The organism is Methanobacterium spitsbergense (genome assembly GCF_019931065.1).
Taxonomy (GTDB): Archaea; Methanobacteriota; Methanobacteria; order Methanobacteriales; family Methanobacteriaceae; genus Methanobacterium_B; species Methanobacterium_B spitsbergense.
The window spans coordinates 235243-261396 of record NZ_JAIOUQ010000003.1 but is presented as its reverse complement, the minus strand read 5'-3'; the positions used below and the strand labels follow the sequence as shown (position 1 = coordinate 261396).

The window sequence follows — 26154 nt, the reverse complement described above, 5'->3', positions numbered from 1 at the left end:
AATTAAGGATTATATAATAAGATAATTGTCGATTATCCAAATCAAAATGATGATACAATGAATGAGAGTAAAGAACTTAAAAAACTTCTTTTATCCAAGGAAACATTGGTCATGCCCGATGCCTATGATCCAATAAGTGCTAAATTAATTGAAAGAACAGGTTTCAAGGCAGTACAATGTTCCGGATACAGTTTTTCGATTGCTGCCGCAAGAAAAAAAGAAATGGATATTTCAAGACTAGAAAATGTCCAGATTACACGAAGTATAGTAAATGCAGTTGATTTACCAGTTATGGCTGATGCTGAAGATGGATATGGGGATGCATCTATTATTACTGAAACAGTCAACATGTTTAGGGATGCAGGAGTAGCTGGTTTGAATATTGAAGATCAGCTGATTGATAATGATGCCGGAGTCAACATCATTGAAGAAGATATGATGTTAGAGAAAATATATGCTGCAAGAGAAGCTGTCAAAACATCAAATAATCCAGATTTTATTATTAATGGCCGTACAGATGCTTTAAAATCTACCGAAGATCGTCATGATGCTTTAAATATGGCTATAGAACGTGCTAATCTTTACATTAAAGCAGGTGCAGATATTGTATTTGCAGCCTATGTTGAAACCCTTGATGAGGCTGAAACTCTTGAAAATGAGGTGAAAGGTCCAATTAGCATAGCAGCAGGAATGCCATATAACATTAATAATTTCTCAATTGAAGATTTAAAAAATTTGGGTATAGCTAGGGTCAGTTTACCAACTCTTTTAATATTTTCATGTCTTAAATCAGTTGAGTTAACGTTAAAACTTTTGAAAAATGATGATATCATGGGTATTGGCGATCAATTGCTTTATCGAGCAGATGATTTGAATGATTTGTTAAAAAGGAATTAAATTCAATTTTATTCAAAATAAATTAATTTTATATTAATTTTTTAATATCTCCACATGAAAATTATGAAATAACAAAAAAAAATAGGGGACATCATGACCGAATTCAACCAATCAGAATGGATAGAAAGTGAAAATGTTCAGGAGTTTATTAAAAATTCAGACAACTTTATTCTGGAGAGAAAACAACAGTTCAAGATTTTAGGTTCTTTTTACAATCATTTTTTGAGACATAAGATAAAAAATAGGAATGTAAGAGTATTAGATCTTGGATGTGGTGATGGTAGAATAAGCCATGAAATTTTAAAATTAGATGCCTGTGCAGAAATCTTTTTAGTTGATGGATCATTAGAGATGCTTGAAAATGCTAAATCCAATTTAAAAAACTGGAACAACATCCATTATATTCACAAATCCTTTCAAAGTCTTATGAAAAACGATAATTTAGGAAATTTTGACTTTGTTGTTTCTGCACTGGCAATTCACCATTTATCACAGAAAGAGAAAGAATTATTGTTTATTTATATTCATAATCATCTCAACGATGGGGGATGTTATCTTAATATGGATGTGGTGCTACCAAATACAGATCAATTAGAAGAATGGTACCTAAAATTATGGTGGGAATGGATTCAGGAAAAAGAAATAGAATCAAGTTTTGAAGAAACATTCCGGCACATTCCTCAACTGTATCAAAATAATCCAGATAACCATCCAGACACCATGGAACAGCAGTTAAATGCTTTGCAACAAAGTGGTTTTAAAATGTAGATTGCCATTACAAATATGGGATATTTGTTGTTTTCAGTGGTGAAAGATAATTTTCAGTATTTAAAGGAATAATCAATGTGGTTAATAAATTAGAGGCAATTTCATGAAACAAATAGGAATTATAGGCTATGGAAATATGGGAAAAGTAATTTTAAATGGTTTTTTAGTTTCAAAGGCATTAAAACAGAATGAAGTCGTTGTATCAACAAGAACAATATCTAAATTGGATGAACTGAAAGAAGACTACCCTGAAATTGAAGTTGTGTCATCTAATATTATAACTGCATCTAAATCTGATATATTGTTTTTATTCGTTGGAACATTAGATATTAAGGATGTTCTTGAAGAAATAAATGAATTTATAACGGAAAATACATATATTATTTACATTTCCGCAGCATTAACTATAGCCGAAGTTGAAAGGGTTTTTAACGGTAAGATAACCAAAATTATACCATCAATTACATCAGAAGTGCTTGATGGGGTGTCTCTGGTTTGTCATAACTCCTTGGTGAGTAATGAAGAAGCAAATTATATAGAAAGCCTTTTTAGTACTATAGGGGATGTTAAAATCGTAGATGAGGTAGATTTGGATGTTGGAGCAGATATTACTAGTTGTTCACCTGCATTCATTGCTAAATTATTAATGGAGTTTGCAGTAACGGCATCTAAAAATAGCGGATTTTCAATGGAAGAAACAGAAGAAATGGTAATAAAAACATTTTATGGAACTTCAAAACTTCTTTATGAGAATAAAATAAGTTTAAAAAATTTAATATCTACTGTTGCTACTAAAGGAGGAATAACTGAAGAAGGTATTAATATTTTGGACGCTGAAATGCCCCAAGTATTTAACAAACTTTTCAACAAAACTCTTGAGAAACATGAGATAATTCAAAGACAACTTAAAGAACACTATTGAATTTTATTAAATAAAAGGGGTATTGAATTCACTTGAAATCCAAGTAAGGTATAGTTTCACCAATTAATTATATAAAGGGGTTTGTGTGATATATTATCCAAGAGTACAATAGGGAAGATACTCCCGAGTATATTTGTATTCCTTGATTTTTATTTGAATAGATTATGATGTATTAATAACCATTGAAATTTGACATTTAAGAAGGTAAAAAAATGAAAAATATCATACTTCTCTCAATGCTTTTTGTGATGTTTATGGGAGTAGTCTACGGTGCTATTGTGGCAACTGGGAGTGAACATGCAGATATGACTGGAAATGTTGTTGGTGTTTGTGCAGATGATAATAACTCCACAGATTCAAACTCTATACTTATCCAAGGAGTTGTAACAAATGGTAATCAACATGGTAACGTTTCTGTAAGGATAACAAATGAAACACAGATATTCCTAAAAGATGGAAATAAGCGTACATCTGCATCATTTGGAAATATTCAACCAGGACAAAATGTTGATGTCACATTCAAAGGACCTATACTTCAATCGTATCCGCCACAGGCAACTGGAAGTGAAGTAATAATCACAGGTTAATAAGAGTAGAATTTTTTTTGAATTTTTGAATCGCACATTTGGATTCATAAAATTGAAAAAATTTTATAACAATTTTTTATCCAAATATTATCATATAATTTATTAAAAAAGAATACCTCTTGTTATCCGCAAGGTTTAAATATCAACAACACTCAATTATATCTACCATGCCAAGGTAGCTTAGAGGCGAAGCGGTGGACTGCAGATCCATTACACGGGAGTTCAAATCTCTCCCTTGGCTTAAATACATTTTAATATGTGTTGGTATTATGTAAAACCTAATTATGGGGTCATAGTGTAATCTGGCTATCATCTGGGACTCCAGTTGTCTTTGAAGAAAGTGCGCACTCTGACGGAAAAGTATGATGACCAATTGGAGTACTGAGACAAGAGAAATCCTAGGATCTGGGTTCAAATCCCGGTGACCCCATTTTCTTATTATATTAATGATAAATTTACTTATTTTAAATTTAGTATAACATAACACATTTCAACTATTTATCAAGACTTAATTATAATAACTCAAATTATTAAAATAATAATAAAAAGGTGATAAATTGGAGAAGATTGATGATATTATTATGATCGAAGGAAAGGGATATGATTCTAATATTTATATCTTAGAAGATGTAATTGTTGACACTGGAACCGGAGATAACATTCGATACATCAAAGATTCAATAAAAGAAGCAGGTATATCAATTGAAGATCTTTCTTTAATAGTAAATACTCATAATCACTACGATCACATCGGCGGAAACAGATGTTTCAATTTGGAAGTGGCTATGCATAGTGAAGATGCTTTGGCTATTGAAGAGGAAGATGATGAAAAAACTGTAGCCCGTATGTTCGGGAAGGCAATGGAAGGATTTAAAGTTGACAGAAAACTTGAAGAGGGAGATAAAATCCATAATTTTGAGGTTATACATACTCCTGGCCATACTAAAGGTGGGATATGTCTTTACAATGGTGAAACTCTCATATCTGGTGATACCGTATTTGCAAATGGGGGTTTTGGAAGAATGGATATAGGCGGGGATGTTAAAGACATGAAGGAGTCATTGAAACGTTTAAGCCAGTTAGATGTGAAGTTTTTACTACCGGGTCATGGGCCATGGGTTAAAGATGGTTCAAAGCATATAAACATGGCATATAAAATGTTAGAAGGTTTTTAATTTACAATTTTTTTTAAATTAGAAAAGTCAAAAGAAAATATTTAAATTATTTTAAGATTTACCCCCATTAAATATTATTGTACAATCAAACGAATTAATCAATTTAATTGCCCTACAAAAAAAAATATTTAAGTTTTCATATTTAATTGGTAACTTGACATCAATAAACGGGCTGAATTGATATTTGTTCCTATCTAGGCCGTGAAAAGTTTAGTTGTTTTCTTCACTGCATTTATTTTAACAAGTACAGAAATTCTATTTCCCTTATTTAGGATGTCGTCCTTCTTTGGAATGGTTATCTCACCGTTTTTATATAATGCTGCTATTATAAAATCATCAGTAGGACTAACATCCATTATTCGTTTTCCTATTATATGCTTATTTTCTACTTGGATTTCAAGTAACTCTGCATTTCCCTTTCCAATAATTATGAGATCAGCAATTTTAGGACGAATAATAAGTTTTTCTAAGTAGCTGGCTGCTGTAAGTTCAGGACTTATAACATCATCTATACCAACCTTTTTAAATGCATCCTCATGATCAGGGTTACTGACCCTAGCAATTATTTTTTTTATATTATAATCTTTAACAAGGATACATGACAGGAGATTTGCTTCATCGTGTCCCGTTGCCGCTACAAAAACATCAGCATCACCTATATTTGCTTCTTCAAGGGTTTTTATATCTGTTCCATTACCGCAAATAACTAGAGCATCTAGTCCGCTTGCTGCATTGTTGCATAATTTTGAATCATTTTCAATGAGGGTAACATCGTGTCCTCCTGCAACCAGGGATGAAGCCAGGTTAAGACCGACTCTTCCGCCACCCATTATAACTATATACATGTGATACACCAGCTAAAATTTAGTTTAAATTTAATTCTTATTGTTTGTATTAATTCAACCTTCAAAATAGTGATGGTTGATTTGATATTTTTTTTTAATCTTCGAAGTATTTTATCTCATTAAGCTTTAGACCTATTAAATCTTTTGAAGAGATCAAAACCTCCTTTAAGGAGAACTAGTGCGGGTATGATTTCGATTCTTCCTACCCACATACCGAATATAAGGAATATTTCCGGAATTTTAGGCATGGTTGGAGAGGTTATGCCTACCGAAAGCCCAACATTACCTTGTGCTGATGAAATCTCAAAAAATGAGTCTATTCCTCCGTATCCATAAGCCATGAAAACCAACCATGTGATAAAAATGATGAATAAATATAAAAATGTGTAACTTCCTGCTTCTTTTATTTCTGCATCCTGAACAGTTTTACCTCCAATTTTTCTTGGAAGTACAGATCCTTCAGGCGATAAAATCTTAATTATTTCCCAGTAAATTCCTTTTACAAGTGTAACAATCCTTATGAGCTTTATTGCACCGGTTGTTGAACCAGCTGCCATACCAATTATCATACAAGCAGCAAGTATAACCTTTGAAAAGTCTGTCCACCCTGCTTGTGTACTTACAGGTAGTATACTTGCACCAGTACAACTAAGGGCTGAAACAACGTAAAAAACAGAATTGAGGCTTGTAAAATGAGAATATATTAAAAGAAGTATTGAAAATATGGACACAATGATGATCATTGCCTGAAATTGTATATCTTTGAAAACGTCTAAAACTCTTCCCTTAAGAGCTTTGTAGTGTACTAGAAAACTTGTTCCTCCTATAACCATCAATACAATTGTGATTATGGTTATGATGTTGCTGTTGTAGGCGCCGATATTATTGTTTTTAATGGACATTCCACCGGTTGAAAGGATGGTGAAGCAGTTGTTTATAGCATCGAAAAGTGACATACCTGCAAGAACATAAAGAATAATACCTAAAACAGTGTAGAAAAGGTAAATCCACCAGATGGTTTTAACTGTATTGGTTATACTGGGTTTAATTTTCTCTTCACGGGCTTCTGCTTTGTAAAGCCTAGATGCAGTTGTTCCTGGACGAATCAAAATACCAATTACAACAATAACAACTCCAAGACCACCAACCCACTGTTCAAGACTTCGTAAAAATAGAACTGATTTAGGGAGAATTTCTACATCAAGATATATTGAAAGCCCACTTCCAGTCCATGCAGACATACTTTCAAAGTAGGCATTTAAAAAACTAATATCAGTTGAATACATCAGGCAGATACTCCCCATAAGTGCTGCCCAAAGCCAGGCAAAACCTGCTATTATCATTCCATGTTTGAGTCTTAAATTGACTTTAGCTTGAAAAAATCGCCTAAAAATGTATCCTATAGAAAGTGATAGGATACCTGATATTAAAAAGCCACCATAATTGTTTTCACCGTATATTAGTGCAACAATTAATGGTATTAACATTACAACGCCAACGCCTTCCATTACGATTCCAAGATTTTTAAAAATCAAATAGAAATCTTTCTTTCTTAGATAACCTATCATTATCCTATGATAATGGTTGATCTAATATAAATATTTAGAGAAAAAAATAATATTTGGAGTCAAATCAAATTTCTTAAAGTTGCTATTCTAATTTTAACTCCTTCTAAGAAACAAAATTTATATATATTCAATTTAATCAGGTTTCTTCTTACTTTTTATCGACTGCTTCTTTATTTTCTTCTTTCAAGAAGTTTGCAATGTCAGTTATGCTGTTCATAAGTGGTGCAGGGAATATTATAGTTGAATTTTTCTCAACAGCTATTTGATTTAGTACTTGCATTATTCTGAGTTGTAAAGCGATTGGATGTTGAGATATTATATCTGCTGCATCCCCCAGTTTGGTTGCGGAAAGATATTCCCCTTCTGCAGCAATAATTTTTGCTCTTTTCTCCCTTTCTGCCTCGGCTTGCATTGCAATAACACGTTTCATGGTGTCTGGAAGTTTAATATCTTTTATTTCTACAGTGGTGACGTTTATTCCCCATGGTTCACTGTGTTTGTCTATAATTTCCTTAATCTTAAGGTTAATTTTAGGTGTTTCTGAAAGGATTTCATCGAGATTGAACTGTCCAACAACACTTCTAACAGTTGTTTGTGATATCTGATTCACTGCCCTATTGTAATTTTCTACTTCAACAACAGCTTTATAGGGATCTACAATCTTAAAATAGGCAACTGCAGCCACATCTATTGAAACATTGTCTTCTGTAATGATCTTCTGGGAAGGTATAGGCATAGTAACTATCTGTAATGAGGCCTTAACCATACGATCTATTAAAGGTATTATTAACCTTAATCCTGGTTCTTTAACTCCTATAACTTTTCCTACACGAAAAACAACGCCTCTTTCATATTGATTAACTATCCGTATTGATAAGCCCAAAATAATCAAGATTATAACCAAAATAATAATTAATGAAAACCAATCCATTTTTAAACCTCCTAATTACTATTTTTTGTAAACTAGTTTGGTTTTCAAACATATTAAAATTATTATATAGATATGAATAGGGATAGAAGATTAAAATTTTTTACATGATATTAAGTATAATTAAGATGGACAGAAATCCTGCAAAATATATTAGAATAATTTTAAATCCATAAAAACATTAAAGCAACATTGATGTTCTTGTGAAATGAAATGTGTTTCCCTAACATATAGATGATTGATGATTCAAGTTGATCATAGTATCAAAAAACACAGCGTAGACACCTTTTTTTGATAATTAATATTTTAAATGACTTCATTTATTAAAAATATAAGCAAAGAAGGTTTATTCATTACAAATTAATTAAATAGGTTTTTATAGGTTTTTAAGCGTAATAATCGTGTTAATAGCGTTTTTCACTTGTTTTGGTGACCGAAGTGTTTAAATGTTATTGTTTGCTTAATTATTTTATATATCTGAAAATTCTTAATATTTGATTTTTGAGACATAGGGGGCGGTATAATTAATAAAAAATTATTATTATCGGTGTTATTGCTGTTGGGATTGGCAATTTTTATAAATGTGAACACGACATCAGCAGCAAGCAATGTCTCATTAACAGACCATACAACACCAAAAGTAACTTTAGTTACTCCTGCAAACAATAGCATTGTAACATCAACAAAAAACATCAAAGTAAAATTTAGCGAAAAAATCAAATTTGGGAACAAAAATATATCACTGAAAACAATTGGTGGAAAGACCATATATAGTCAGAAATCCATTAGTTATAACATTCTAACAGTCACACCATCTTCAACATTGGCAAGTGGAGTAAAATATTCCCTTACATTAAATTCTGGAAGTGTAACTGATTTGGCGGGAAATAGAGTTTCTAATTATACAACTCGTTTTACTGTTTCACCAATTAATTTAGCCCAAATGAAAGATGGAATATCAAGAGTTCAAACATTCTATAAGAAAAACAACAGGTTACCCAAGTATGTGAGTTATGGAACTAAACAGATCAATATATCATTTTTTCAGAAGATCATAGCGACACAAGGTTTGAAAATAGTTACAAGTAACTATCCCGACGGATGGGTTTCACTTAAAAACATTGTGTATGATCATCAGGATACATCTTATACTTGCGGTCCATCATCACTAAAAATGGCAATTTCAAATTTCGGAATGAACCTAAATGAAATGGGCCTGGCATCCTATGCAAGCTCTAATTCTAATATTGGAACAAGTCATACAGGGCTTATAACGGCCGTAAATAGGGTGAATTTGAAATATGGTACTCATTTTAATTTAAGTGATGTAACATTCTCTTCAAAGGGCTGGAGCGGACTTAGAAATTATTTAGTTCATAATCATCCGGTAATCCTACACATTGAGTCTTTTATAAATCCAAATACCTCTGGACATTATGTTGTTTTGATGGGAATTAACATTAACAGCGGGCTCGTTAAGATTGCAGATCCTTCATATGGTTACAGAACGTTAACATTCAGTCAGCTAAAGACAAGAATGAATTGGATTGTGAATACCGGAAGATCAACCGAAGTAGTATTACCTTTAATAGATTAAAAAATTTTCTAGAATTTTTTAAATCTAATCGAGGGCATAATAGATTAATAGAAGGTTTAACTTTCTTAATTTTTTTTTAAAATATTATTAACCAATTTTTACTTTTTAATTTCTAGTAAAGTATAAATTCTATTAATATAACCTAATTGAAAGATTAAAAATTATTAAAAAAATTCTTTTCATTTAAATAAATAATTAAAATGTTTGGTTAAGAATAAAAAAGTCGATATAGGTAATTAATTAGGTGGTTCATTGCATATTAATCGTTTGAGTAAAATTGGGATTGTCATGATTGTAATCAGTGTTTTGACTATTTTCATAAGATCTCTCGATACAATAATGTTACAAATTACATATCCATTTTTAATGGGTTCATCTGAAGGTAAATCAATTATATTTTTCTTCTTAATGGGAAGTATATTGATAATAAATCAATTAATGAAAAATTCTAAATTTTTTGAAAATTCTAAAATATCTTCAAAAAATGGAAATTATTATCTCAAATTAGTAATCATCCTGGCTTTAACCACATATATAATTGGATTATTATTTGAAATATGGATTAGATCCAAATTTGGTGTTTCTATATTCACAACTTTCGTTTCAACATCTCCAAGCATAAGTACAAGCAGTATTATACACAGTCACATCTTTAAATCCATGTTGGGCATTTTAATTAATGATACAGGGATATACGTACCATTGAATATTCATACTGGGATTTCCCTAGCACAATATGTCCCAAAATTTGCTTTGATAATTTTTGCTGTTTTTCCAATTTTATACATTTTAGGACTTTTTTCCTTTAAAAATAGAACAGATTCTCAAAAAATTGTACTTGCGTTTGCGCTTTCAACTACATTAATAGGAATGGTGGACGGCGGATTATTCTCATCCCCATCAATTATTGGATTATTTTGTCTTATGATAATTTATTCAATTAAAAATCCATTTTCCTTATCAAATCTTATTAAACCATCAACTTTTATAATTGTACTACTGATAATAAGGGTATTATTGGGTCTGATGGGTAGTAATCCTCATATATATGAAGTAACCGCTATTGGCGTAGAGGGAAATGTAGATCTTCAAGGTTATAATATTTTGAACGAGAAAACAATTAATGGAAAAACAATAATAGATGTATCTTCTGATACAAATGAGTTAACATTTCTTAACCAAACTTTTAATCGATTTAAGGGAAACTATCCTATTTATTTTGTTTCATGGAATATCTATTCCTTTTTCTAGCAAAGACAATTAAATTCAAAATATTAATTATTATTCAAAATCATTAGATCAACATTAAATATAAAATGGATGAGGGTGTTAATTATTAATGTGAAGCTCAGTATCATAATACCAACGTACAATGAAGAAGAATACCTTCCAAAACTCCTTTACAGCATTAAAGAACAGGAATTCAAAGATTATGAGATAATAATAGCCGATGCTGGATCAACAGATAGCACAAAGGAAATTGCAAAATTATCCTGTACTAAAGTAATAAATGGGGGTTTACCTGCTGTTGGTAGAAATAACGGGGCCAAGATAGCTGAAGGAGAATACCTATTATTTTTAGATTCAGATGTGGTACTTTCAGCAGGATACCTTGAATCAGCAATTGAAGAATTCGAAGAAAAGGAACTAGGAATTGCAATCACTCAGATCATACCTTTAAGCGATAGTAATGTTGATAAAGTACTACATAAATTTGCCAACTTTTTTATGAAACGTGCAGAATCCATAAAACCTCATGGTGCAGGATGTTATGGAATTTTAACCACCAAAATTCTCCATGAAAAGGCAAAAGGTTTTGATGAAGAATTGGATTTTGGCGAAGACAGTGATTACATCGAAAGAATTGCTAAAATAAGCACGTTCAAAGTATTAAGAAATCCAAGACTCCTGGTTTCAACAAGAAGACTCGAAAAGGAAGGACTAAAAGATCTAGCATTTAAATACACTAAAAGTACTATTTATGATTTCAGAGGGAAAAAAATCAGTGCTGAAGATTTAGATTATAAGTTCGGCCATGAAAAGAATGATAATTTTAGTTCAAAACCACGAATAATTTACGCGGCATGTGGAGAAGGGATGGGCCATGCTATAAGGACTTCAGTCGTGTTAAAACATTTGAAACAGGAAAATGACGTTGTTGTATTTGCGAGTAGCAGAGCTTTTGAGTATTTATCAGGGAAATTTGACAATGTTTATGAAATTTATGGTTTTAATACTGTTTATGAAGACAATGCAGTAAACGATAAAAAAACATTCATAAAAGCTATGAAAAACCTTCCTCGTGATGTTAAAGATAATATTAAACTACTTTACAATATTGCGAATGAATTTAAACCGGAACTCATAATATCGGACTTTGAATTTTATTCCAATATATTAAGCAAGATCATAAGAGTCCCTATGATCAGCATTGACAACATGCATGTTATAACGCACTGTAAAATTGATGTACCGCGAAAATATTCCCGAGATAAACTCAAGGCAGAAGGAGTGGTTAGATCATTCATTATGTTACCTCAAAAGTATCTTATTACTTCGTATTTCTATCCTGAAATTAAGAATCCTGATAAGGTTTCTATTTTCCCACCCATTTTAAGGAACGAAATTTTAAATTTAGAATCTTTAAAAGAAGATCATGTACTTGTTTATCAGACCAGTACTTCTAATTCGAAACTTATAGAAGTACTTAAGAAAGTGGATGAAAATTTCATAATATATGGGTTTGATTGTGAAAAAGTGGATGAAAACCTAATATTCCGTGAGTTTAATGAAGATCAGTTCTTTAAAGATCTTGGAACATGTAAAGCTGTATTAGCCAATGGAGGATTCACCCTTATTAGTGAATCTATTTACCTAAAAAAACCTGTACTCAGCATTCCTGTAAAAGGTCAGTTCGAGCAAATATTAAATGCAATATATCTGGAAAGACTGGGATATGGGGAATTCCATGAAGAATTAGAATTGGATGTTGTTGAACAATTTTTAAATAAACTTGATACTTACAGTGAGTCATTAAAATCATACAAACAGGATGGAAACAAAGCAATTTTAAAAGAACTTGATCATCTAATTAAAATTTATTCCAAATAGAAATATAATATTTTAATACAGAATAATTAACCGTTATAATTTTAAAATAGTGCTGTTTCTCAAATTAATTAGTTATATGGGTGTATTATAAATAGAAAACTGTAATTAGACACTTAAAAAAGTTGGATAAAAAAAAATAATATAATTTTCATATTTAGTTTAATAATGTTAATAAAAACAAAAAAAATTATTAACAAATAAAACATAATAATATCATGATAGGGATAATGTCTGATAGTCATGACAACCTTGATGCTATTAGAAAAGCTGTAAAAATTTTTAACAAAGAAGAAATAGACGTTGTAATACATGCAGGAGATTTAATATCTCCATTCACTGCATTAGAATTTAGGAAACTAGATCCGGAACTTGTTGCTATTTATGGTAATAATGACGGTGAGAAAGAAGGACTTAAGGCAGCATATGAAGAAATATGCATTTTAGAAGATTTTAAGGAAATTTCAGTAGAGGGCTGGAAATTTTCAATCATACATGGCAGTAACCAAGCAATTGTGGATTCTCTTGCCAAATGTGGAAAATATGACGTTGTTATTAGGGGTCACACTCATAAAATGGAAATATTGAATGGTGAAACAATGATTATAAACCCTGGTGAAGTATGTGGATATGTTTCAGGGCAAAAAACGGTTGTTTTATTAGATACCGATGATCTCAGTTTTGAAGTAATATACATATGAGAGTATTCATATTTATTTACAAATTTTATTAATAGCTATCACTTAAATAGACATCAAATCTATTCAATATAGATTTGTATAAAATTTAAGTATCAAATTAATTCAAATATTATCTGAAAGGAACAATATCATGAATAATAAAACTATTATACTGTTACTTGTTGGAATTGGGATTCTGGCAGCAATGGTTTTATACATTGGCCCGGGAAAAATTGAAAGTGCTCTGAAAAATGCTAATCCACTATACGTTGCATTGGCAGTTGTAATTCAATTCATAATATATGGAATGTGGACCCAAAGATGGTCCATCACAATCCATTCACTTAAAATATCCATTAAAAGAAGACATGTTTTTCCAATGTTAATGGTTGGACTTGCTATTAATAATATCACACCCAGTGCTAGAGGCGGGGGAGAACCTGTTAGGGCATATATGTTGGGAAAATATGCAAAGGCTCCAATGGAAAATGCCTTTGCTACAGTAATCGCAGATAGGGGACTTGACACATTTCCATTTGTTGTCTTGGCAATTTTAACCATAATATTTTCCGTTTCGTTTCTTAGCCTTCCTGAATGGATTGTTTTTGCTTTGATTGTATCCCTTGTCGTTTTAATTGTTGTTTTTATTATAATTTTAATTATGTCTATTAATGAGGCTGTAGGTCAGAGGATAACGCTATGGCTAGTAGGGCTTGTAAAAAGATTTTCAAAAAATAAACACTTCGAAATTGAGAGAAAGGCCTTAGAAGCAATGAATGGATTTCAGAGCAGCATGCGTATTATGATACGTGACAGAAGGGTTTTAATGTATGGGCTTCCATTGTCTTTTTTGGTATGGTTCATGGAAATAATCAGAGTTTACATAGTTTTCGCATCATTTGGTACTCCAGTATCCTTGTGGGTAATTGCAGCAGTATTTGTAATAGCTACCTTGATAGGATTGATTCCTCTTCTTCCTGGAGGTGTTGGAGCTGTTGATGGAATGATGATAATTTTATATTCTGCAGCAGGTGTACCGCCATCTATAAGTGCAGCAGCAACTATTGTTGAAAGGTTAATATCTTTCTGGATGACTTCATTTATTGGAATAGGTATGCTTCCCTATGTTGGGCCAAATGTTTTAGAAAAATTCTCAGACAAATTTTAGTATAGGGCTTAATACTTTTAATTTAATATTTATTTTTGTTTTTTTAGGGGTTGTAAAGTTATTGAGTGTTGATTTTTTTTCTGTGTTTTTGTGTCCAGTTTTGCATTTTTAGTTTTAGGTAGCTGAGTATTCCTGTTTTAGTTTTATATTTGGTTTTTATTTGTTCGGGGTCGGTTTGTCTGTAGTAATTTTCAACGTGGTTGGATGTTTTGTTAATTAATGGGTCTCTTGTGTAGTGTGTGAGTCTTGTGAAGTCAAGGATTATCTTTTTGGCTATGAATTTTTGTAATAATTTTGGAATATTGTTGAATTTGTTTAATAGTTGTTCTAATCTTTTTGTTGAGGTTTTTTCGTTGTATGTGCGGAATATATTTTTGATTTCGGTGAAATATAAGCATAAACTTATTTTATCTCTGTTGTGATGTTTTTTGGACCTTAATATTTTGTATACACGGTCGCCTATCATTTTAAACAGGTGAAATATGCAAAGTTGATGTTTTACTTTAAATTTGTCCATTATATTTTTGTATCGTGGGAAATGATCTGTTGTTATAGCTATTAATGGTTTTTTTTGTTGATTGTTGTATGAAGTTTGTTATTGATTCTGTTGACCTTTTTGGGACGATTTTTTCCGCTACCGGAATATTAACTATGGTGTCGTATAATGTTAAACGGTACATTCTTGTACCGTTAATTCGAAGATACTGTTCATCATAACAGTAATATCTCGAATAAACTATTGAATCGTTATGTATTTTATTTTCTGGTTTTGTTTTGAGCCAGTTTTTAATGGTTTGGTGTGAGGGTGAATGATTAAAGAATGTATTGAAGTCTTCTTTTGTTTTTCTGAGTGATCGATATCTTCTTTTGATTAATTGTTCTGTTTTGTCTTTAAAAATGTTTGCGTACCTGTTATACGGGTTTAAAACACTATCTAAAGGCGTTGTGAACTTTTTTGAACATTTTTTGCATTGATATCTTCGAAGATAAATCTTTTGTTGTCTGTATTCACCTAAAATTGGATTTCTAACACGATATTCTTGTTTAATAATATTTTTGAACCACATTTTGGACAGATAGGTCTGATAAACTCGAAATGGTTATCTGAAAGTAAAATTAATTTATCATTTACATTTTTAGGGATTTTAAGCTGTTTAAATCTTTCAGCTAAGATCTTTTCAACATCAAGTTTTTCCATTCTAAAATCGTAAAGTTTAAGTTGAATGGAACCAATACAACAATTGAGAGTAGATATTGTTTGATTTCGCATGATAATAATTCTAATTTCACTTTATATTTATCTTTTATGCTCTTAAATTACATTTATGACACAAATAAAAGTGGAAAATAATTTTTTTTGAAAACTCAAAAAATTTTTGAACACCCACCTATTTGACAACTTCTTTTTTTAATTACTCAGGATTAAATGGAAAAATTTATAACTTCTCCTAAACTACGATCTAGACGGTGATAATCATGGAAATAAACGGAGTGGAAATAGAAGATAATTTTGCAGAAGCATTCGGCATACAAGTATCAAGAATTCTCATAACTGCAGCAACCAAAAAACTGGCATTAGTAGCAGCTACCGAAGCCACAGGTTACGGAACATCTGTTATCGGATGCCCGGCAGAGGCAGGAATAGACGGTTATGTGCCACCACAGGATACTCCTGATGGAAGACCGGGTTATATAATAATGATCTGCAACATGAACAAGGGTAAACTTGATCATGAGTTACTCGAGCGAGTAGGAATGTGTATTCTAACTGCAGCAACCACAGCTGTCTTTGATTGGATGGATGAACCTGATGAAAAACTCAAAACAGGTCAGAAACTGAAATTCTTCGGTGATGGATATGAACAAACATTGGATGTGGAAGGAAGAAAAATACACTCCATCCCCCTAATGTCTGGTGACTTTTTAGTTGAAGCAGAATTAGGAATAAAAGCAGGTGTTGCAGGTGGGAATTTCTTCATTCTCGCAGAAAACCAACCAGCAGGATTACTAGCTGCGGACGCAGCTGTGGATGCTATTGAAGCAATTCCTGGTGCAATAACTCCATTCCCTGGAGGAATAGTTGCTTCCGGTTCCAAAGTTGGTTCAAATAAGTACAAGTTTTTAGGAGCATCTACCAACGAAAAAATGTGTGTTACTTTGAAGGACGAAGTTGAGGGTTGTGAAATACCTGAAAATGTTAATGGTGTCTATGAAATAGTTATTGACGGAGTAAATGAAGAAGCAGTCAAAGCTGCAATGAAGGCAGGTATTGAAGCTGCTGTTAAAATCTCTGGAATAATTCAGATAAGTGCAGGTAACTTTGGTGGAAACCTCGGTAAATATCAGATTAAGCTTCATGAGCTTTTCTAATAATTACGATTTCCATATTTTTTTTATTTTCAGAAGAAAAAATTTAAAATATTAATCCATTCACTGAATACAGAACTTTTCTATTTCCTCACTTTCAACGATATTCCAAATATCGTCTTCAGGAAGATCAACCCCTAAAAGCATTCCAGTTTTTTTCAGTGCTTTTTCAATTTTCTTGATTTTTTCAATGTCCCCTGCAGAAACTGTGTGGGAGTGAACTTGTCTTGATATCTGAGATAATGCTTCAAGAGACCTTTTTGCATCTGGTTTTTTATACTCCTCTTCACAATTTTTTAGATCATTTTCATCTTTTAAATAGAGTTTTCTTGTTACTACTTGTCTTAAACCTGGCAGGTAATGTTTAGAGTCCAATATTCTACCGCCCATACTAATTATGATTCTTTTATCATTGGTATCACTTGGTTTGTGTCTTAATAGTAATTCGCTTACTCTGCCAAATTCAGATATCTTTTGAACAATCTCACCATGAGTTAAATTTACCCCTAAAAGGAATCCTTCTGTTTTTAGCTCTTTTTCAACTTTAGCTAAACTTTGTGTATCCTTGCCTGAAATGGTATGGGAATGAATTCCTCCACCTGAGAGGATGTAAAGCCTTTCAAGTGCATCCATCCTTTTAGAATCATGTTCAAGGCTTGAAAGAAATCTATCCATTTCTTTTTCATCTGAAAGTCCAATTTTTCTCTTTAGGGGTTCTTTAAATCCTGGAAGGTAGTACTCAATATCTTCTAATGTACAACCATGTTTAAGAATTATCTTTGCTTCTTCCCTGATATCTTGGATGTCATGGTTTTCAGTTATCTTTATCTCGGGTTTTAGAACAACTTCAACCATTCGGCCATGTTTTTTTGCTGTTTCTTTTATTTCATCTTCTGTGAGGTTGACTCCTAAAAGGAATCCTTCTTTTTTCAGTTCTTCAGCAACTTTTTCAAGACTTTCCTTGGTGGGTCCTGAAATCCAATGGGAGTGAATTCCGCTCACTGATTCATATATGCTCTCTAAAGATTTTTTTCGAGATTTTTCACGTTCTAAACTACTTAAAAATCTGTTGAGCTGTTCTATATCTGTTACTCCTATCTTTCTTGCAAGAGGTTCCTTGAATTCTGGTAAGTGATATTCTATGTTCTCGAGGGTGCATCCATATTTCAAGATAATTTCAGATTCTTTTCGTATGTCTTCAACTCCATGGATCTCTGTGATCTTCATAATTGTGGGTTCCATTGAAGCGAAGTATATATCTTCTGCACCACTTGTTTCGGGAGATATGACTTTATCTGCTCCAGAACGGTATAATCGACGCACATTTTCGCTTTTACTCGCTCTTGTAACTATCCATATCTCGGGATGTATTTCTCTTGCTGTTAGTGTTATGAACAGATTATCCACATCGTCTCCAGTAGTTATGATAACTCCTCGTGCCCTTTTTATTCCTGCGTCCATCATTATACTTTCATCGGTAGCATCTCCAGGAATTGCAAGAACATCTGGATCTTTCCAAAGTTCTTTCTCAACAACGTCTTTATTTTTTTCAATTATTATTGATCTAATATTCCTTTTTTTAAGCTCTTTATAAACTGCACTTCCAACTCTTCCATAGCCACAGAGGACAAAATGATCCTTACTGGCGGCTATTATTCTCCTTTGTTTAGCGCCGGAAGCTATCTCTTCAACTGCCATTGTAACCACCGTTATTGTTAATGTAAATGCATAAGCAAGTAGAGCAACCCCGCCCATTACAAGAGTTACTGTAAACATTTTTTGTAATGGAGTTATTGGCCGGATATCACCAAAACCAACAGTTGCTATGGTTTGTACTGTAAAATAAATAGAATTAACCAGATCTAATCTCATTATATATGTAGATCCTATCACACCATAAATTATGAGCAATGTAACTCCCAATAAAGCATAAAGAACCAATTTATATGGTTTGTTTGTAAGATCTTTACTTACAGGTAGTATTGGCATGTATGGTGGGCGCACAGTAGATCACCATTTTTTTGAATAATTAATTATGGAATTTGAATTATTTAGTTTACTATTTTGAGAGATCATTAGATATTCATTAATTTACTACATGATCTTAGGTTATTATTAAATATCATCTGTTTTATAATTTATACATATAAGTTATTTCTGGACTTTATATGCAATTTCAACACATATAAACGCTATTTAATAATAACCATAACATTAATTGTCTTATAATGCTATTTTTTTTAAGTTCTATAAAACTATCGATTTATTGGGTTAGAAGCGCTATTAATTTAACTTTGAGTTCATGTTAACTCAACATATACAAATTAAAAATAATATGGGGAAGCAGAAGGTAGTTATTAGTCTTCACATTTTACAAACTATCATTCTAAATACCCTCATTCGAATTAAAAAAATTCAAATAAAGTAAAATTTGTTTGAATTCTTATTGTTATTACTATTATCGATTCATTATTATGTTTCATAGGTATTATTCCAATCCCAATCTCCAGTGACACCATCTTTATCTTCAGCCCTATTTACGATGGCATATGTTTGGTTTTTGGATTTAAATGGAGCCTTAGCAGTTACGTTAATTATATTTTTCCCATTTTTTAAATCTATAACCCAATAAAAGTTTCCATTTTTATCCACAGGTACTTTTTCACCATTAATGGTAACAATCGCATTAGGATCTGTTTTTCCAGTCTGATTCAGTTTAGTAATATTTTTATCAAATAAATTTTCGCTCTTAGTTAATTCCAATGATGTTGGTTCATACCCAAAAACATAAAAAGCAACTATGAAAATAGCAATAAGTCCCCCAGCTAAAACACCATATTTTATCAAACTCAAACCTCCACTTATATGATTATAGATAGTCTAATTATGGATTAATAATTTAAATACATTTCTTTATAATCCATCTAAAAAGTATTTATTAATTTCGTTAAAGACCTATAATGCACTGTTCAAAAATAATTTAATACCCGAGCATATCTTTAAACTAAAAATAATTTCATGATACTGCTTAATATTCATTTTGCCAATGATTTCATTTAATTCTATTGAATGATTATCTCAATTTTTAGCATATAACTATCTATAAATTATTAAAAATTCTAAGTTAGAATGAAATGTATGCCCTCAACAATGGAGCAAATTAAAAAAAAATTTTACATTTTCAAAAATATTAATTAATTAATTATCTGTGTTCTTTAAAAAGGATATAACACAAATCTAATATGTTTTTAATGTTATAATTTATAACTAGTGATAACATGAATATAATGGACATGATGGTTGTTGATGCCAACGCCGAGGCACTGGGGATATCAAAGACTTTACTGATGGAAAATGCTGGAAAGTGTATTGCCCAAAAAATATTTGAAATTTCAAAACCATGCAAAGTAAATATATATGCTGGAACTGGGGGGAACGGAGGAGATGGATTTGTGACTGCGAGATATCTCCTTAATCATGGTTTTGAAGTAGAAATTTTCCTGATTGGGCATCCATCACGTATAAGTTCACCTGAATCATTGAAAAACTGGGAAGTGCTCCATAAATTAAATATTGAAACTAGTAGTATTGTATTGAATATTATTGAAGATCATTCTCAATTGGGATTTAGCAGTGCAGAACTGGTGTTAGATGCAATACTTGGGACAGGAACCAAAGGAAAACTTAGAGAACCAGTTTCTAAAGCCATAGATATTATTAATAGTTCAAATAGTACTGTTATTGCAGTAGATATTCCAACAGGACTAGATCCACAAACGGGAATGGTTGAACATAAGGCTGTTAAGGCAGATTTCACGGTAACATTCCATAAGGAAAAAATCGGGCTTAAAAATGCAGATGAGGAATATTTGGGAGATTTAAAAGTCTGTGACATTGGAATACCTGAAGAAGCTGAGTTATACACCGGTCCCGGGGATTTATTGAGGCTCACCCAAAGAAATATTAATTCTCATAAGGGACAAAATGGTAATTTATTGGTTTTGGGGGGAAGCAAAGATTATTCTGGCGCTCCGGCATTGGCAGCAATATCTGCATTAAGATCAGGAGTTGATATATCGGTAATTGCGTGTCCAAAATGTGTTACATCTACTATTAGATCCTATTCTCCTGATTTAATTGTTAAAAGCCTTTCAAACAACTATGTAACATTTGATGATACTGCTAAAATACTTGAATTATCAAAGAATGCAAATTCAATGGTAATTGGTTGTGGTATTGGAAGAGAAGAAGAAACTGGTTTGGCTTTAACAGAGATGATCGAAAAAATCAACATGCCAATTGTTATTGATGCAGATGCACTTAAATTGTTAAATTTAGATTTAATTAAGCATTATAGAAATGAAGTGATATTAACACCTCATAAAGCAGAATTTAAGGCATTTTTTGGAGTTGATGTACCTAAAAAATTGGACAATCAAATTGATACCATTTTAGAATGTTCTAAAAAATGTAAATGTACTGTACTGCTTAAAGGATCTACAGATATTATTTCAAATGGGGATAAAATAAAACTTAACTCTACAGGAAACCCTGGTATGACTGTTGGTGGAACAGGAGATGTATTGGCAGGCATTGTAGGTGCTTTAGTTGCACAGGGACATGAAGCCTTTGAAGCTGCATACTTAGGATCTTTTATTAATGGAAATGCAGGTGACCTTGCAGCAGAAGAGTATGGATACAATTTAATTGCAAGCGATATCTGGAAATACATCCCTCAAGTATTTAAAAGAAGAATTTAATCAATAGAACCCTAGAACACCTAAAATTACAAGGAGTACAACCCCTATGAACCCACCAAACCCTGCAACAAGAACTGTTAGCACGTTAATTGGAACATGTACAAATGGAATTAAATCTACTATAAAAAGGAGAATAAGGCCAAAGCCCATATGAAGTAATATTTTAACTATTATTCCTGCAGCTTTAAAAAGAATTATCAAACCTATAGCTATTATTACAGCAAGAATTATTCCAATTAAAATTGTGTTAAGGACCATTATTTTAACCCGAATCTATTTCCTATTAATTAAGACAATACATTTGTTAAGATGTATATTGAGGATAAATATATCCTCAATTTTTAATCTTTTTTGCAGACTTTTTGATAACATGCTGCTTGTAGTCCGTAGTTTTTAACCATTCCTGCAATTTCTCTCTGATCTGTTTCTTTATCTTCAAAAGTAACTGCTTCCTCACTGTAAAGACTGTAAGGAGATTCACGGCTAAGTGTTTTAATACTGCCCTTATGAAGTCTCAACTTCACATTTCCAGTTACACGTTTCTGCATGTTGTCGATTATACAGTCAAGATCCTCACGTAAAGGTTCATGCCATAATCCATTGTATACTATTTCTGAATAGGTTTGAGTAATAGTATTTGCAAATTTTAGTTCTTCGCGTGTTAGAGTTAATTGTTCAAGGGCCTTATGGGCAGTTAGAATTAGAACTGCACCAGGTGTTTCATAATTTTCCCTTGATTTGAGACCAATTATTCTGTCTTCGATGATGTCAATTCTACCAATTCCATGTAGTCCGGCAATGCGGTTACTTTCGCTGATAATTTTATATGCGCCCATTTCAACATCATCAAGGGCCACAGGAACACCTTTTTCAAAGGAAATCTTTATTATTTGTGCTTCGTCAGGAGCTTCATCGGTTGAAACTGTCCATTCAAAGGCTTCTTCTGGAGTTTCAACCATAGGATCTTCTAATACATCTCCCTCAATGGATCTTCCCCAGAGGTTTTCATCTATACTATAAAGCTTGTCAGAGTAAAGTGGGATGTCATGTGTTTTGGCATAGTCTAGTTCTTCTGTTCTGGTTAAACTTAAATCTCTAACAGGGGCTATTATTTCACAAAGGGATGAAGATCTTATTGTGGTTTCAAACCTAAATTGGTCATTTCCTTTTCCTGTACAACCATGTGCTATTGCATATGCATTTTCTTTTTCAGCTAATTGTACTATCTTCATCGCTATTAATGGCCTTGCAAGTGAAGTACTTAAAGGATATCCTTCATATTCGGCATTGGCTTTAATACCTCTGAATATAAATTCTTCAGCAAATTCATGCTTTGCATCAATTGTGTAGTGTTTTTTTACACCAATTTTATTTGCAACTTCTGCAGGCCTTCTAATTTCATCTTCAGGCTGTCCTACATCAACACATGCAGTTATAACTTCCATATTATATTTTTCCTGAAGTAATTTTACACATACAGTTGTGTCCAATCCACCACTGAATGCAAGAACAACTTTTTTCATTTAATCACCTTGAATATTTTATAATTATTATTTATTGTTAAGGCCTTACTATATTCATAACAAATATGAAAGTTTCATACATTTTAACATATATTGTTTATGTTTTTATTCAACATCTTAAGAGGATATTAATTAAAATTAGGTAGGAGTTATGTAAATTATCTATGTAAAATGAAAATCAGACATTATCTTAATTTATTAAATTCATGACTTAGCAACTTTGGATCAAACAAAACATATAATTTTGTATCATTTTAATTTCATTAAAATCAGATTTTAAATAGGAATAATATGATCTAAGAATAAAAAAGTAGATAAAATAGGTTATATCTTAATAAAATTAAAGAAATATTGTTTAAATATTAGGTATTCTGTAACCTAATAATGTATTGAAAATTAAATCACATATAATAATGATTAAGTGATGTTAATGGTTCTTAAAGATGATATTACAATTATCTCTAATAAAACTGGAGGAATTGTAAATAAAAATGAAAATCTCATGGCATATGTTCCTGAGGGTTATACATGCACTCAATTGATCAATGCAGCCAAACATGGCACTCCCATGCTTAAAATTGGATTTTCTTCCCCTAAAATCATGATAACTGCAGGTGTACATGGAAATGAACTTCCAGCACAAATTGCTGCATTATGGCTCGCAGAAGAGTTGAAAGATAAAAATATAAATGGTACGGTCTATATTATTCCATTTGCCATACCTGATGCCACAATGAAAAATTCGAGACGATTTAAAGGATTTGATATGAATAGAAGTGCTTCTAAGGAAGGTTCTATTTCAAATAAAATACTAAATGCCATTGATGACCTAAATATTGTATCAATTTCTGATTTTCATTCTACAAAACCAAGGAGTAATCCTGGAATTGAAAGTGTGTTCTGTTCAAAGAATCCCTGTCCAGAGAGTTACATTATTGCCAAATATATAACCAAGTCTATGTCATCAAAGATTATCTGTCATTCAACTGCGGGATCGTTATACAGCGGTGCTATTGAAGATGAATGCAACATTAGGGGAATTGCTGCAGTTACTTGTGAGGTAGTATCTGAAAACTGTGAAGTAACTCATGGAAGTCCAGAACGATCATATCTTCAAATGATATATTATCTAAAGTACTTTGGATTGATTTGATATTATTATTTCATCTATATTTTAAAAATAATTATAGAATCTCATAAGGAATTATTTATTTAATGGGAAAATACAAAGTTAATTCGATACAATGCCGTCTTACAAAGAACATGTCTTAGCCTCAATAATAATGGTGTTTCCATTCTTTCCAGAAGTTTTCTACGTTGCACTTGCAGTTGTTGGTGCATCCATAATAGATATGGATCATAAGGTTAATCAGAAAAATATTATAATTATGGGATTGCTGGGGGTTATACTGGCATTATTACTTTACATATTCAAACTTCCCTATCTAGTAGGAGTTTTAATTGCTTTGATGGCATTATTATTTTATATTTCAGATCACAGAGGATTTATGCATTCAATATTAGGAATTATTTTTATTACCGGTTGTATATCCTTTTTTGTGTTGGGGGCTTACATATTACTCTCTGATTATAACATAAGCTTAAAGATATCTTTAATTATCATTTTACTTATCTTAGGGATTGTAATTTTAAATAAAAAACTAGTGCCTGTGTTTGGGTTTCTTATTATTATTGGACTTATTTTTTCAACACGTATTGGTTTCAATACTTATTACGTAGTTTTATCTCTGTTTTTGGGGTGTTTAAGTCATATAATACTGGATCTCTTTACGCCTTCAGGGGTACAGTTGTTAAATCCCATTTCATCAGAAAAATTTAAAAAACTAGCTGGATTAACTTTACTAGGTATTTGGGGGGGTTGTGTAATCGCTTCTGTTGTTTTATATGGTAACAACTTTTTTATCATTAGATAATTGCAATTCCCATTTAACTTCCAACATATTCAAAATGAAAAAGTATTAAAATTATATTTTTAGAATCTTTTGTATTGAATGAAAAATCAATTTAGTTAATTTTATATATATCATGTTTTATAATGATAAATTAATTATCATGGTTTACAATGATCTGATTATATTGTTGAACTGATTATAAAGTTTTAAATTGTTTTCCATGTTAATTATTCATGATTAATCAGTCTAGGTAATAAAAAGGGAGTTAATTCACAATGTTTATAACCAGAATATTCTATGGAATAGCTTATTTCATCGTTCTTATCTTTGAAATACTCAAAGCAGAATTGGACGTTGCCAAAAGGGTTTTAAACGGAAAAGTTGAACCTGTAGTAGTTGAAATAAAAACCGAACTTAAAAGGCCGATATCACAGACAATTCTTGCAAATAGCATAACATTAACTCCCGGAACTCTTTCAATTGATCTTGACTCTGAAAATTGCATATTAAAAGTAGCAACAATATCTCCACGTTCAGTTGAAGAGATAATTCCGTTTGAATCATATATAAAAGGGATGTTAGAATGAACATACTGCTTATATCAGAATATATTCTAATGGGGGCACTTGCAATTTTTGCAATTGCCACAATAAGGATCACAACAAGGAAGAAAATTGCAATGGCCCTGGTAGGTTTATCAGGATTAAGTATTGCAATCGCAACGATGCTTATATTAGTGCAGCACGTGTACAACCTTGGTTTTTGTAAGGACATCGCAACTGCACTGATATTTCTAGGGCCAGTAGGAACTATAGCATTTGCAAGAGTTTTAAGAGGATGATCACGTGACAGATGTAATAACATTGATACAGTCAGCAATACTCATAATAGCCGCCTTTTTGGTGCTTTTAGCAGCTTACGGGATTTTGAGGTATGGGGACAATATTGAAAATATAATCTATGCCAGAATACATATACTGGGAGTTGCAGACACAGCTCTTATAATAGCACTGTTAGCACTCAATGAACCCCTTTTGGCAGTGGCCTACTTCATTTTAGCACCCTTTGCAGCACATGCAATAGCCAATGGTTACTTCTATGGGGAGGAAGAACAATGATTGAATACATTTTCATGATAACAGCGATTTTAGGTGCAGTAATATCTTTAATGCAAAGGGATCTTCTAAAAGCAGCCATTCTAACAGGTATTCCTGGAGCTTCACTTGCATTCCTTTACCAATATCTTCAAGCCCCGGATGTTGCACTGACCCAAGCAATTGTTGGTTCGGCAATAGTACCCGTGTTTTTTGCACTGGCAGTTTTAAGAACTCGCAGGGTGGAGGAATAA

At 31.9% G+C, this 26154-nt stretch carries 27 protein-coding genes and 2 tRNA genes; 20 read left to right on the top strand and 9 right to left on the bottom strand.

Features of this window, described 5'->3' with window-relative positions; all coding sequences use genetic code 11:
- Nucleotides 1-57: 57 nt before the first annotated feature.
- From K8N75_RS02530 to K8N75_RS02500, 7 genes are all read left to right on the top strand, one after another.
- A complete protein-coding gene (locus tag K8N75_RS02530; RefSeq protein WP_223790569.1) occupies nt 58-897 on the top strand; it encodes an isocitrate lyase/PEP mutase family protein in 840 nt (279 codons plus the stop codon).
- Nucleotides 898-990: 93 nt separating this feature from the next.
- Nucleotides 991-1665 carry a class I SAM-dependent methyltransferase gene (locus K8N75_RS02525; RefSeq protein ID WP_223790568.1) on the top strand — a complete coding sequence of 225 codons (675 nt, stop codon included), beginning with the start codon at nt 991-993 and terminating at the stop codon, nt 1663-1665.
- Between the two features lie 103 nt (nt 1666-1768).
- Nucleotides 1769-2587 (top strand): pyrroline-5-carboxylate reductase dimerization domain-containing protein, encoded by an 819-nt coding sequence (locus K8N75_RS02520; protein ID WP_223790567.1) that lies wholly within the window; start codon nt 1769-1771, stop codon nt 2585-2587.
- 212 nt (nt 2588-2799) lie between these two features.
- Nucleotides 2800-3174: a DUF3221 domain-containing protein gene (locus tag K8N75_RS02515; RefSeq protein WP_223790566.1), complete on the top strand. Its 375-nt coding sequence runs from the start codon at nt 2800-2802 to the stop codon at nt 3172-3174.
- A gap of 169 nt (nt 3175-3343) precedes the next feature.
- Nucleotides 3344-3415: transfer RNA gene (locus K8N75_RS02510), tRNA-Cys, on the top strand.
- Nucleotides 3416-3460: 45 nt separating this feature from the next.
- Nucleotides 3461-3604 (top strand) — tRNA-Trp (locus K8N75_RS02505).
- Nucleotides 3605-3731: 127 nt separating this feature from the next.
- Nucleotides 3732-4349: an MBL fold metallo-hydrolase gene (locus tag K8N75_RS02500; protein WP_223790565.1), complete on the top strand. Its 618-nt coding sequence runs from the start codon at nt 3732-3734 to the stop codon at nt 4347-4349.
- A 194-nt stretch (nt 4350-4543) separates the two neighbouring features.
- Here K8N75_RS02500 and K8N75_RS02495 read toward each other — a convergent pair whose 3' ends face one another.
- From K8N75_RS02495 to K8N75_RS02485, 3 genes are all read right to left on the bottom strand, one after another.
- Nucleotides 4544-5194 (bottom strand): potassium channel family protein, encoded by a 651-nt coding sequence (locus K8N75_RS02495; protein WP_223790564.1) that lies wholly within the window; start codon nt 5192-5194, stop codon nt 4544-4546.
- Nucleotides 5195-5313: 119 nt separating this feature from the next.
- Nucleotides 5314-6702, bottom strand: a complete 1389-nt coding sequence (locus K8N75_RS02490) for a TrkH family potassium uptake protein (protein ID WP_223790563.1) — start codon at nt 6700-6702, stop codon at nt 5314-5316.
- Nucleotides 6703-6910: 208 nt separating this feature from the next.
- Nucleotides 6911-7693, bottom strand: a complete 783-nt coding sequence (locus tag K8N75_RS02485; RefSeq protein WP_223790562.1) for a slipin family protein — start codon at nt 7691-7693, stop codon at nt 6911-6913.
- A gap of 556 nt (nt 7694-8249) precedes the next feature.
- Between K8N75_RS02485 and K8N75_RS02480 the strand changes: the two genes are divergently transcribed.
- The 5 genes from K8N75_RS02480 (at nt 8250) to K8N75_RS02460 (ending at nt 14243) form a co-directional block, all read left to right on the top strand.
- The gene (locus K8N75_RS02480) at nt 8250-9287 is read left to right on the top strand and encodes an Ig-like domain-containing protein (protein WP_223790561.1); all 1038 of its coding nucleotides are present in this window, start codon (nt 8250-8252) and stop codon (nt 9285-9287) included.
- A 252-nt stretch (nt 9288-9539) separates the two neighbouring features.
- Nucleotides 9540-10538 carry a hypothetical protein gene (locus K8N75_RS02475; RefSeq protein WP_223790560.1) on the top strand — a complete coding sequence of 333 codons (999 nt, stop codon included), beginning with the start codon at nt 9540-9542 and terminating at the stop codon, nt 10536-10538.
- A gap of 90 nt (nt 10539-10628) precedes the next feature.
- Entirely contained in the window at nt 10629-12398 is a 1770-nt protein-coding gene (locus tag K8N75_RS02470) for an MJ1255/VC2487 family glycosyltransferase (RefSeq protein WP_223790559.1), read from the top strand.
- A 227-nt stretch (nt 12399-12625) separates the two neighbouring features.
- Complete coding sequence (locus K8N75_RS02465) at nt 12626-13096, top strand: metallophosphoesterase (protein ID WP_338038017.1); 471 nt, start codon at nt 12626-12628, stop codon at nt 13094-13096.
- A gap of 130 nt (nt 13097-13226) precedes the next feature.
- On the top strand, nt 13227-14243 hold the full coding sequence (locus K8N75_RS02460; protein ID WP_223790557.1) for a UPF0104 family protein: 1017 nt from the start codon (nt 13227-13229) through the stop codon (nt 14241-14243).
- A gap of 58 nt (nt 14244-14301) precedes the next feature.
- Here K8N75_RS02460 and K8N75_RS02455 read toward each other — a convergent pair whose 3' ends face one another.
- Nucleotides 14302-14709, bottom strand: a complete 408-nt coding sequence (locus tag K8N75_RS02455; protein ID WP_223790556.1) for a hypothetical protein — start codon at nt 14707-14709, stop codon at nt 14302-14304.
- Between the two features lie 37 nt (nt 14710-14746).
- On the bottom strand, nt 14747-15310 hold the full coding sequence (locus K8N75_RS02450) for a hypothetical protein (RefSeq protein WP_223790555.1): 564 nt from the start codon (nt 15308-15310) through the stop codon (nt 14747-14749).
- A 409-nt stretch (nt 15311-15719) separates the two neighbouring features.
- Here K8N75_RS02450 and fhcD point away from each other — a divergent pair, with 409 nt between their 5' ends.
- The gene (gene fhcD / locus K8N75_RS02445) at nt 15720-16613 is read left to right on the top strand and encodes a formylmethanofuran--tetrahydromethanopterin N-formyltransferase (RefSeq protein WP_048191785.1); all 894 of its coding nucleotides are present in this window, start codon (nt 15720-15722) and stop codon (nt 16611-16613) included.
- A gap of 60 nt (nt 16614-16673) precedes the next feature.
- Here fhcD and K8N75_RS02440 read toward each other — a convergent pair whose 3' ends face one another.
- Nucleotides 16674-18614, bottom strand: a complete 1941-nt coding sequence (locus K8N75_RS02440) for a 3H domain-containing protein (RefSeq protein ID WP_338038016.1) — start codon at nt 18612-18614, stop codon at nt 16674-16676.
- A 468-nt stretch (nt 18615-19082) separates the two neighbouring features.
- On the bottom strand, nt 19083-19457 hold the full coding sequence (locus tag K8N75_RS02435) for a hypothetical protein (protein WP_223790554.1): 375 nt from the start codon (nt 19455-19457) through the stop codon (nt 19083-19085).
- A gap of 431 nt (nt 19458-19888) precedes the next feature.
- Between K8N75_RS02435 and K8N75_RS02430 the strand changes: the two genes are divergently transcribed.
- Nucleotides 19889-21370, top strand: a complete 1482-nt coding sequence (locus K8N75_RS02430; RefSeq protein WP_223790553.1) for an NAD(P)H-hydrate dehydratase — start codon at nt 19889-19891, stop codon at nt 21368-21370.
- Here the strand turns inward: K8N75_RS02430 and K8N75_RS02425 are convergent, their stop codons facing one another.
- Together K8N75_RS02425 and K8N75_RS02420 are read right to left on the bottom strand one after the other, a co-directional pair.
- Nucleotides 21371-21628, bottom strand: a complete 258-nt coding sequence (locus K8N75_RS02425) for a pro-sigmaK processing inhibitor BofA family protein (protein ID WP_223790552.1) — start codon at nt 21626-21628, stop codon at nt 21371-21373. It lies immediately after the preceding gene.
- An 83-nt stretch (nt 21629-21711) separates the two neighbouring features.
- Nucleotides 21712-22893, bottom strand: a complete 1182-nt coding sequence (locus K8N75_RS02420; protein ID WP_223790551.1) for an argininosuccinate synthase — start codon at nt 22891-22893, stop codon at nt 21712-21714.
- Between the two features lie 430 nt (nt 22894-23323).
- Here K8N75_RS02420 and K8N75_RS02415 point away from each other — a divergent pair, with 430 nt between their 5' ends.
- From K8N75_RS02415 to K8N75_RS02390, 6 genes are all read left to right on the top strand, one after another.
- Entirely contained in the window at nt 23324-24046 is a 723-nt protein-coding gene (locus tag K8N75_RS02415) for a succinylglutamate desuccinylase/aspartoacylase family protein (protein ID WP_223790550.1), read from the top strand.
- 91 nt (nt 24047-24137) lie between these two features.
- Nucleotides 24138-24827, top strand: coding sequence for a metal-dependent hydrolase (locus K8N75_RS02410; RefSeq protein ID WP_223790549.1), 690 nt, complete (start codon nt 24138-24140; stop codon nt 24825-24827).
- Between the two features lie 254 nt (nt 24828-25081).
- Nucleotides 25082-25393 (top strand): monovalent cation/H+ antiporter subunit E, encoded by a 312-nt coding sequence (locus tag K8N75_RS02405; protein ID WP_048191774.1) that lies wholly within the window; start codon nt 25082-25084, stop codon nt 25391-25393.
- Nucleotides 25390-25647 (top strand): monovalent cation/H+ antiporter complex subunit F, encoded by a 258-nt coding sequence (locus K8N75_RS02400; RefSeq protein ID WP_223790548.1) that lies wholly within the window; start codon nt 25390-25392, stop codon nt 25645-25647. The genes K8N75_RS02405 and K8N75_RS02400 overlap by 4 nt, the downstream gene beginning before the upstream one ends.
- A gap of 4 nt (nt 25648-25651) precedes the next feature.
- Complete coding sequence (locus tag K8N75_RS02395; RefSeq protein WP_048191770.1) at nt 25652-25924, top strand: monovalent cation/H+ antiporter subunit G; 273 nt, start codon at nt 25652-25654, stop codon at nt 25922-25924.
- Nucleotides 25921-26154, top strand: coding sequence for a DUF4040 domain-containing protein (locus K8N75_RS02390; RefSeq protein ID WP_048191769.1), 234 nt, complete (start codon nt 25921-25923; stop codon nt 26152-26154). Before K8N75_RS02395 ends, K8N75_RS02390 begins: the two co-directional genes overlap by 4 nt.

Coding starts and splice junctions, on each gene's coding strand:
- K8N75_RS02390 (WP_048191769.1), top strand. CDS start 25,921: ATGATTGAATACATTTTCATGATAACAGCGATTTTAGGTGCAGTAATA.
- fhcD (WP_048191785.1), top strand. CDS start 15,720: ATGGAAATAAACGGAGTGGAAATAGAAGATAATTTTGCAGAAGCATTC.
- K8N75_RS02425 (WP_223790552.1), bottom strand. CDS start 21,628: ATGGTCCTTAACACAATTTTAATTGGAATAATTCTTGCTGTAATAATA.
- K8N75_RS02485 (WP_223790562.1), bottom strand. CDS start 7,693: ATGGATTGGTTTTCATTAATTATTATTTTGGTTATAATCTTGATTATT.
- K8N75_RS02515 (WP_223790566.1), top strand. CDS start 2,800: ATGAAAAATATCATACTTCTCTCAATGCTTTTTGTGATGTTTATGGGA.
- K8N75_RS02465 (WP_338038017.1), top strand. CDS start 12,626: ATGTCTGATAGTCATGACAACCTTGATGCTATTAGAAAAGCTGTAAAA.
- K8N75_RS02405 (WP_048191774.1), top strand. CDS start 25,082: ATGTTTATAACCAGAATATTCTATGGAATAGCTTATTTCATCGTTCTT.
- K8N75_RS02495 (WP_223790564.1), bottom strand. CDS start 5,194: ATGTATATAGTTATAATGGGTGGCGGAAGAGTCGGTCTTAACCTGGCT.
- K8N75_RS02490 (WP_223790563.1), bottom strand. CDS start 6,702: ATGGAAGGCGTTGGCGTTGTAATGTTAATACCATTAATTGTTGCACTA.
- K8N75_RS02450 (WP_223790555.1), bottom strand. CDS start 15,310: ATGTGGTTCAAAAATATTATTAAACAAGAATATCGTGTTAGAAATCCA.
- K8N75_RS02520 (WP_223790567.1), top strand. CDS start 1,769: ATGAAACAAATAGGAATTATAGGCTATGGAAATATGGGAAAAGTAATT.
- K8N75_RS02460 (WP_223790557.1), top strand. CDS start 13,227: ATGAATAATAAAACTATTATACTGTTACTTGTTGGAATTGGGATTCTG.
- K8N75_RS02530 (WP_223790569.1), top strand. CDS start 58: ATGAATGAGAGTAAAGAACTTAAAAAACTTCTTTTATCCAAGGAAACA.
- K8N75_RS02415 (WP_223790550.1), top strand. CDS start 23,324: ATGGTTCTTAAAGATGATATTACAATTATCTCTAATAAAACTGGAGGA.
- K8N75_RS02455 (WP_223790556.1), bottom strand. CDS start 14,709: ATGATAGGCGACCGTGTATACAAAATATTAAGGTCCAAAAAACATCAC.
- K8N75_RS02420 (WP_223790551.1), bottom strand. CDS start 22,893: ATGAAAAAAGTTGTTCTTGCATTCAGTGGTGGATTGGACACAACTGTA.
- K8N75_RS02525 (WP_223790568.1), top strand. CDS start 991: ATGACCGAATTCAACCAATCAGAATGGATAGAAAGTGAAAATGTTCAG.
- K8N75_RS02400 (WP_223790548.1), top strand. CDS start 25,390: ATGAACATACTGCTTATATCAGAATATATTCTAATGGGGGCACTTGCA.
- K8N75_RS02410 (WP_223790549.1), top strand. CDS start 24,138: ATGCCGTCTTACAAAGAACATGTCTTAGCCTCAATAATAATGGTGTTT.
- K8N75_RS02430 (WP_223790553.1), top strand. CDS start 19,889: ATGAATATAATGGACATGATGGTTGTTGATGCCAACGCCGAGGCACTG.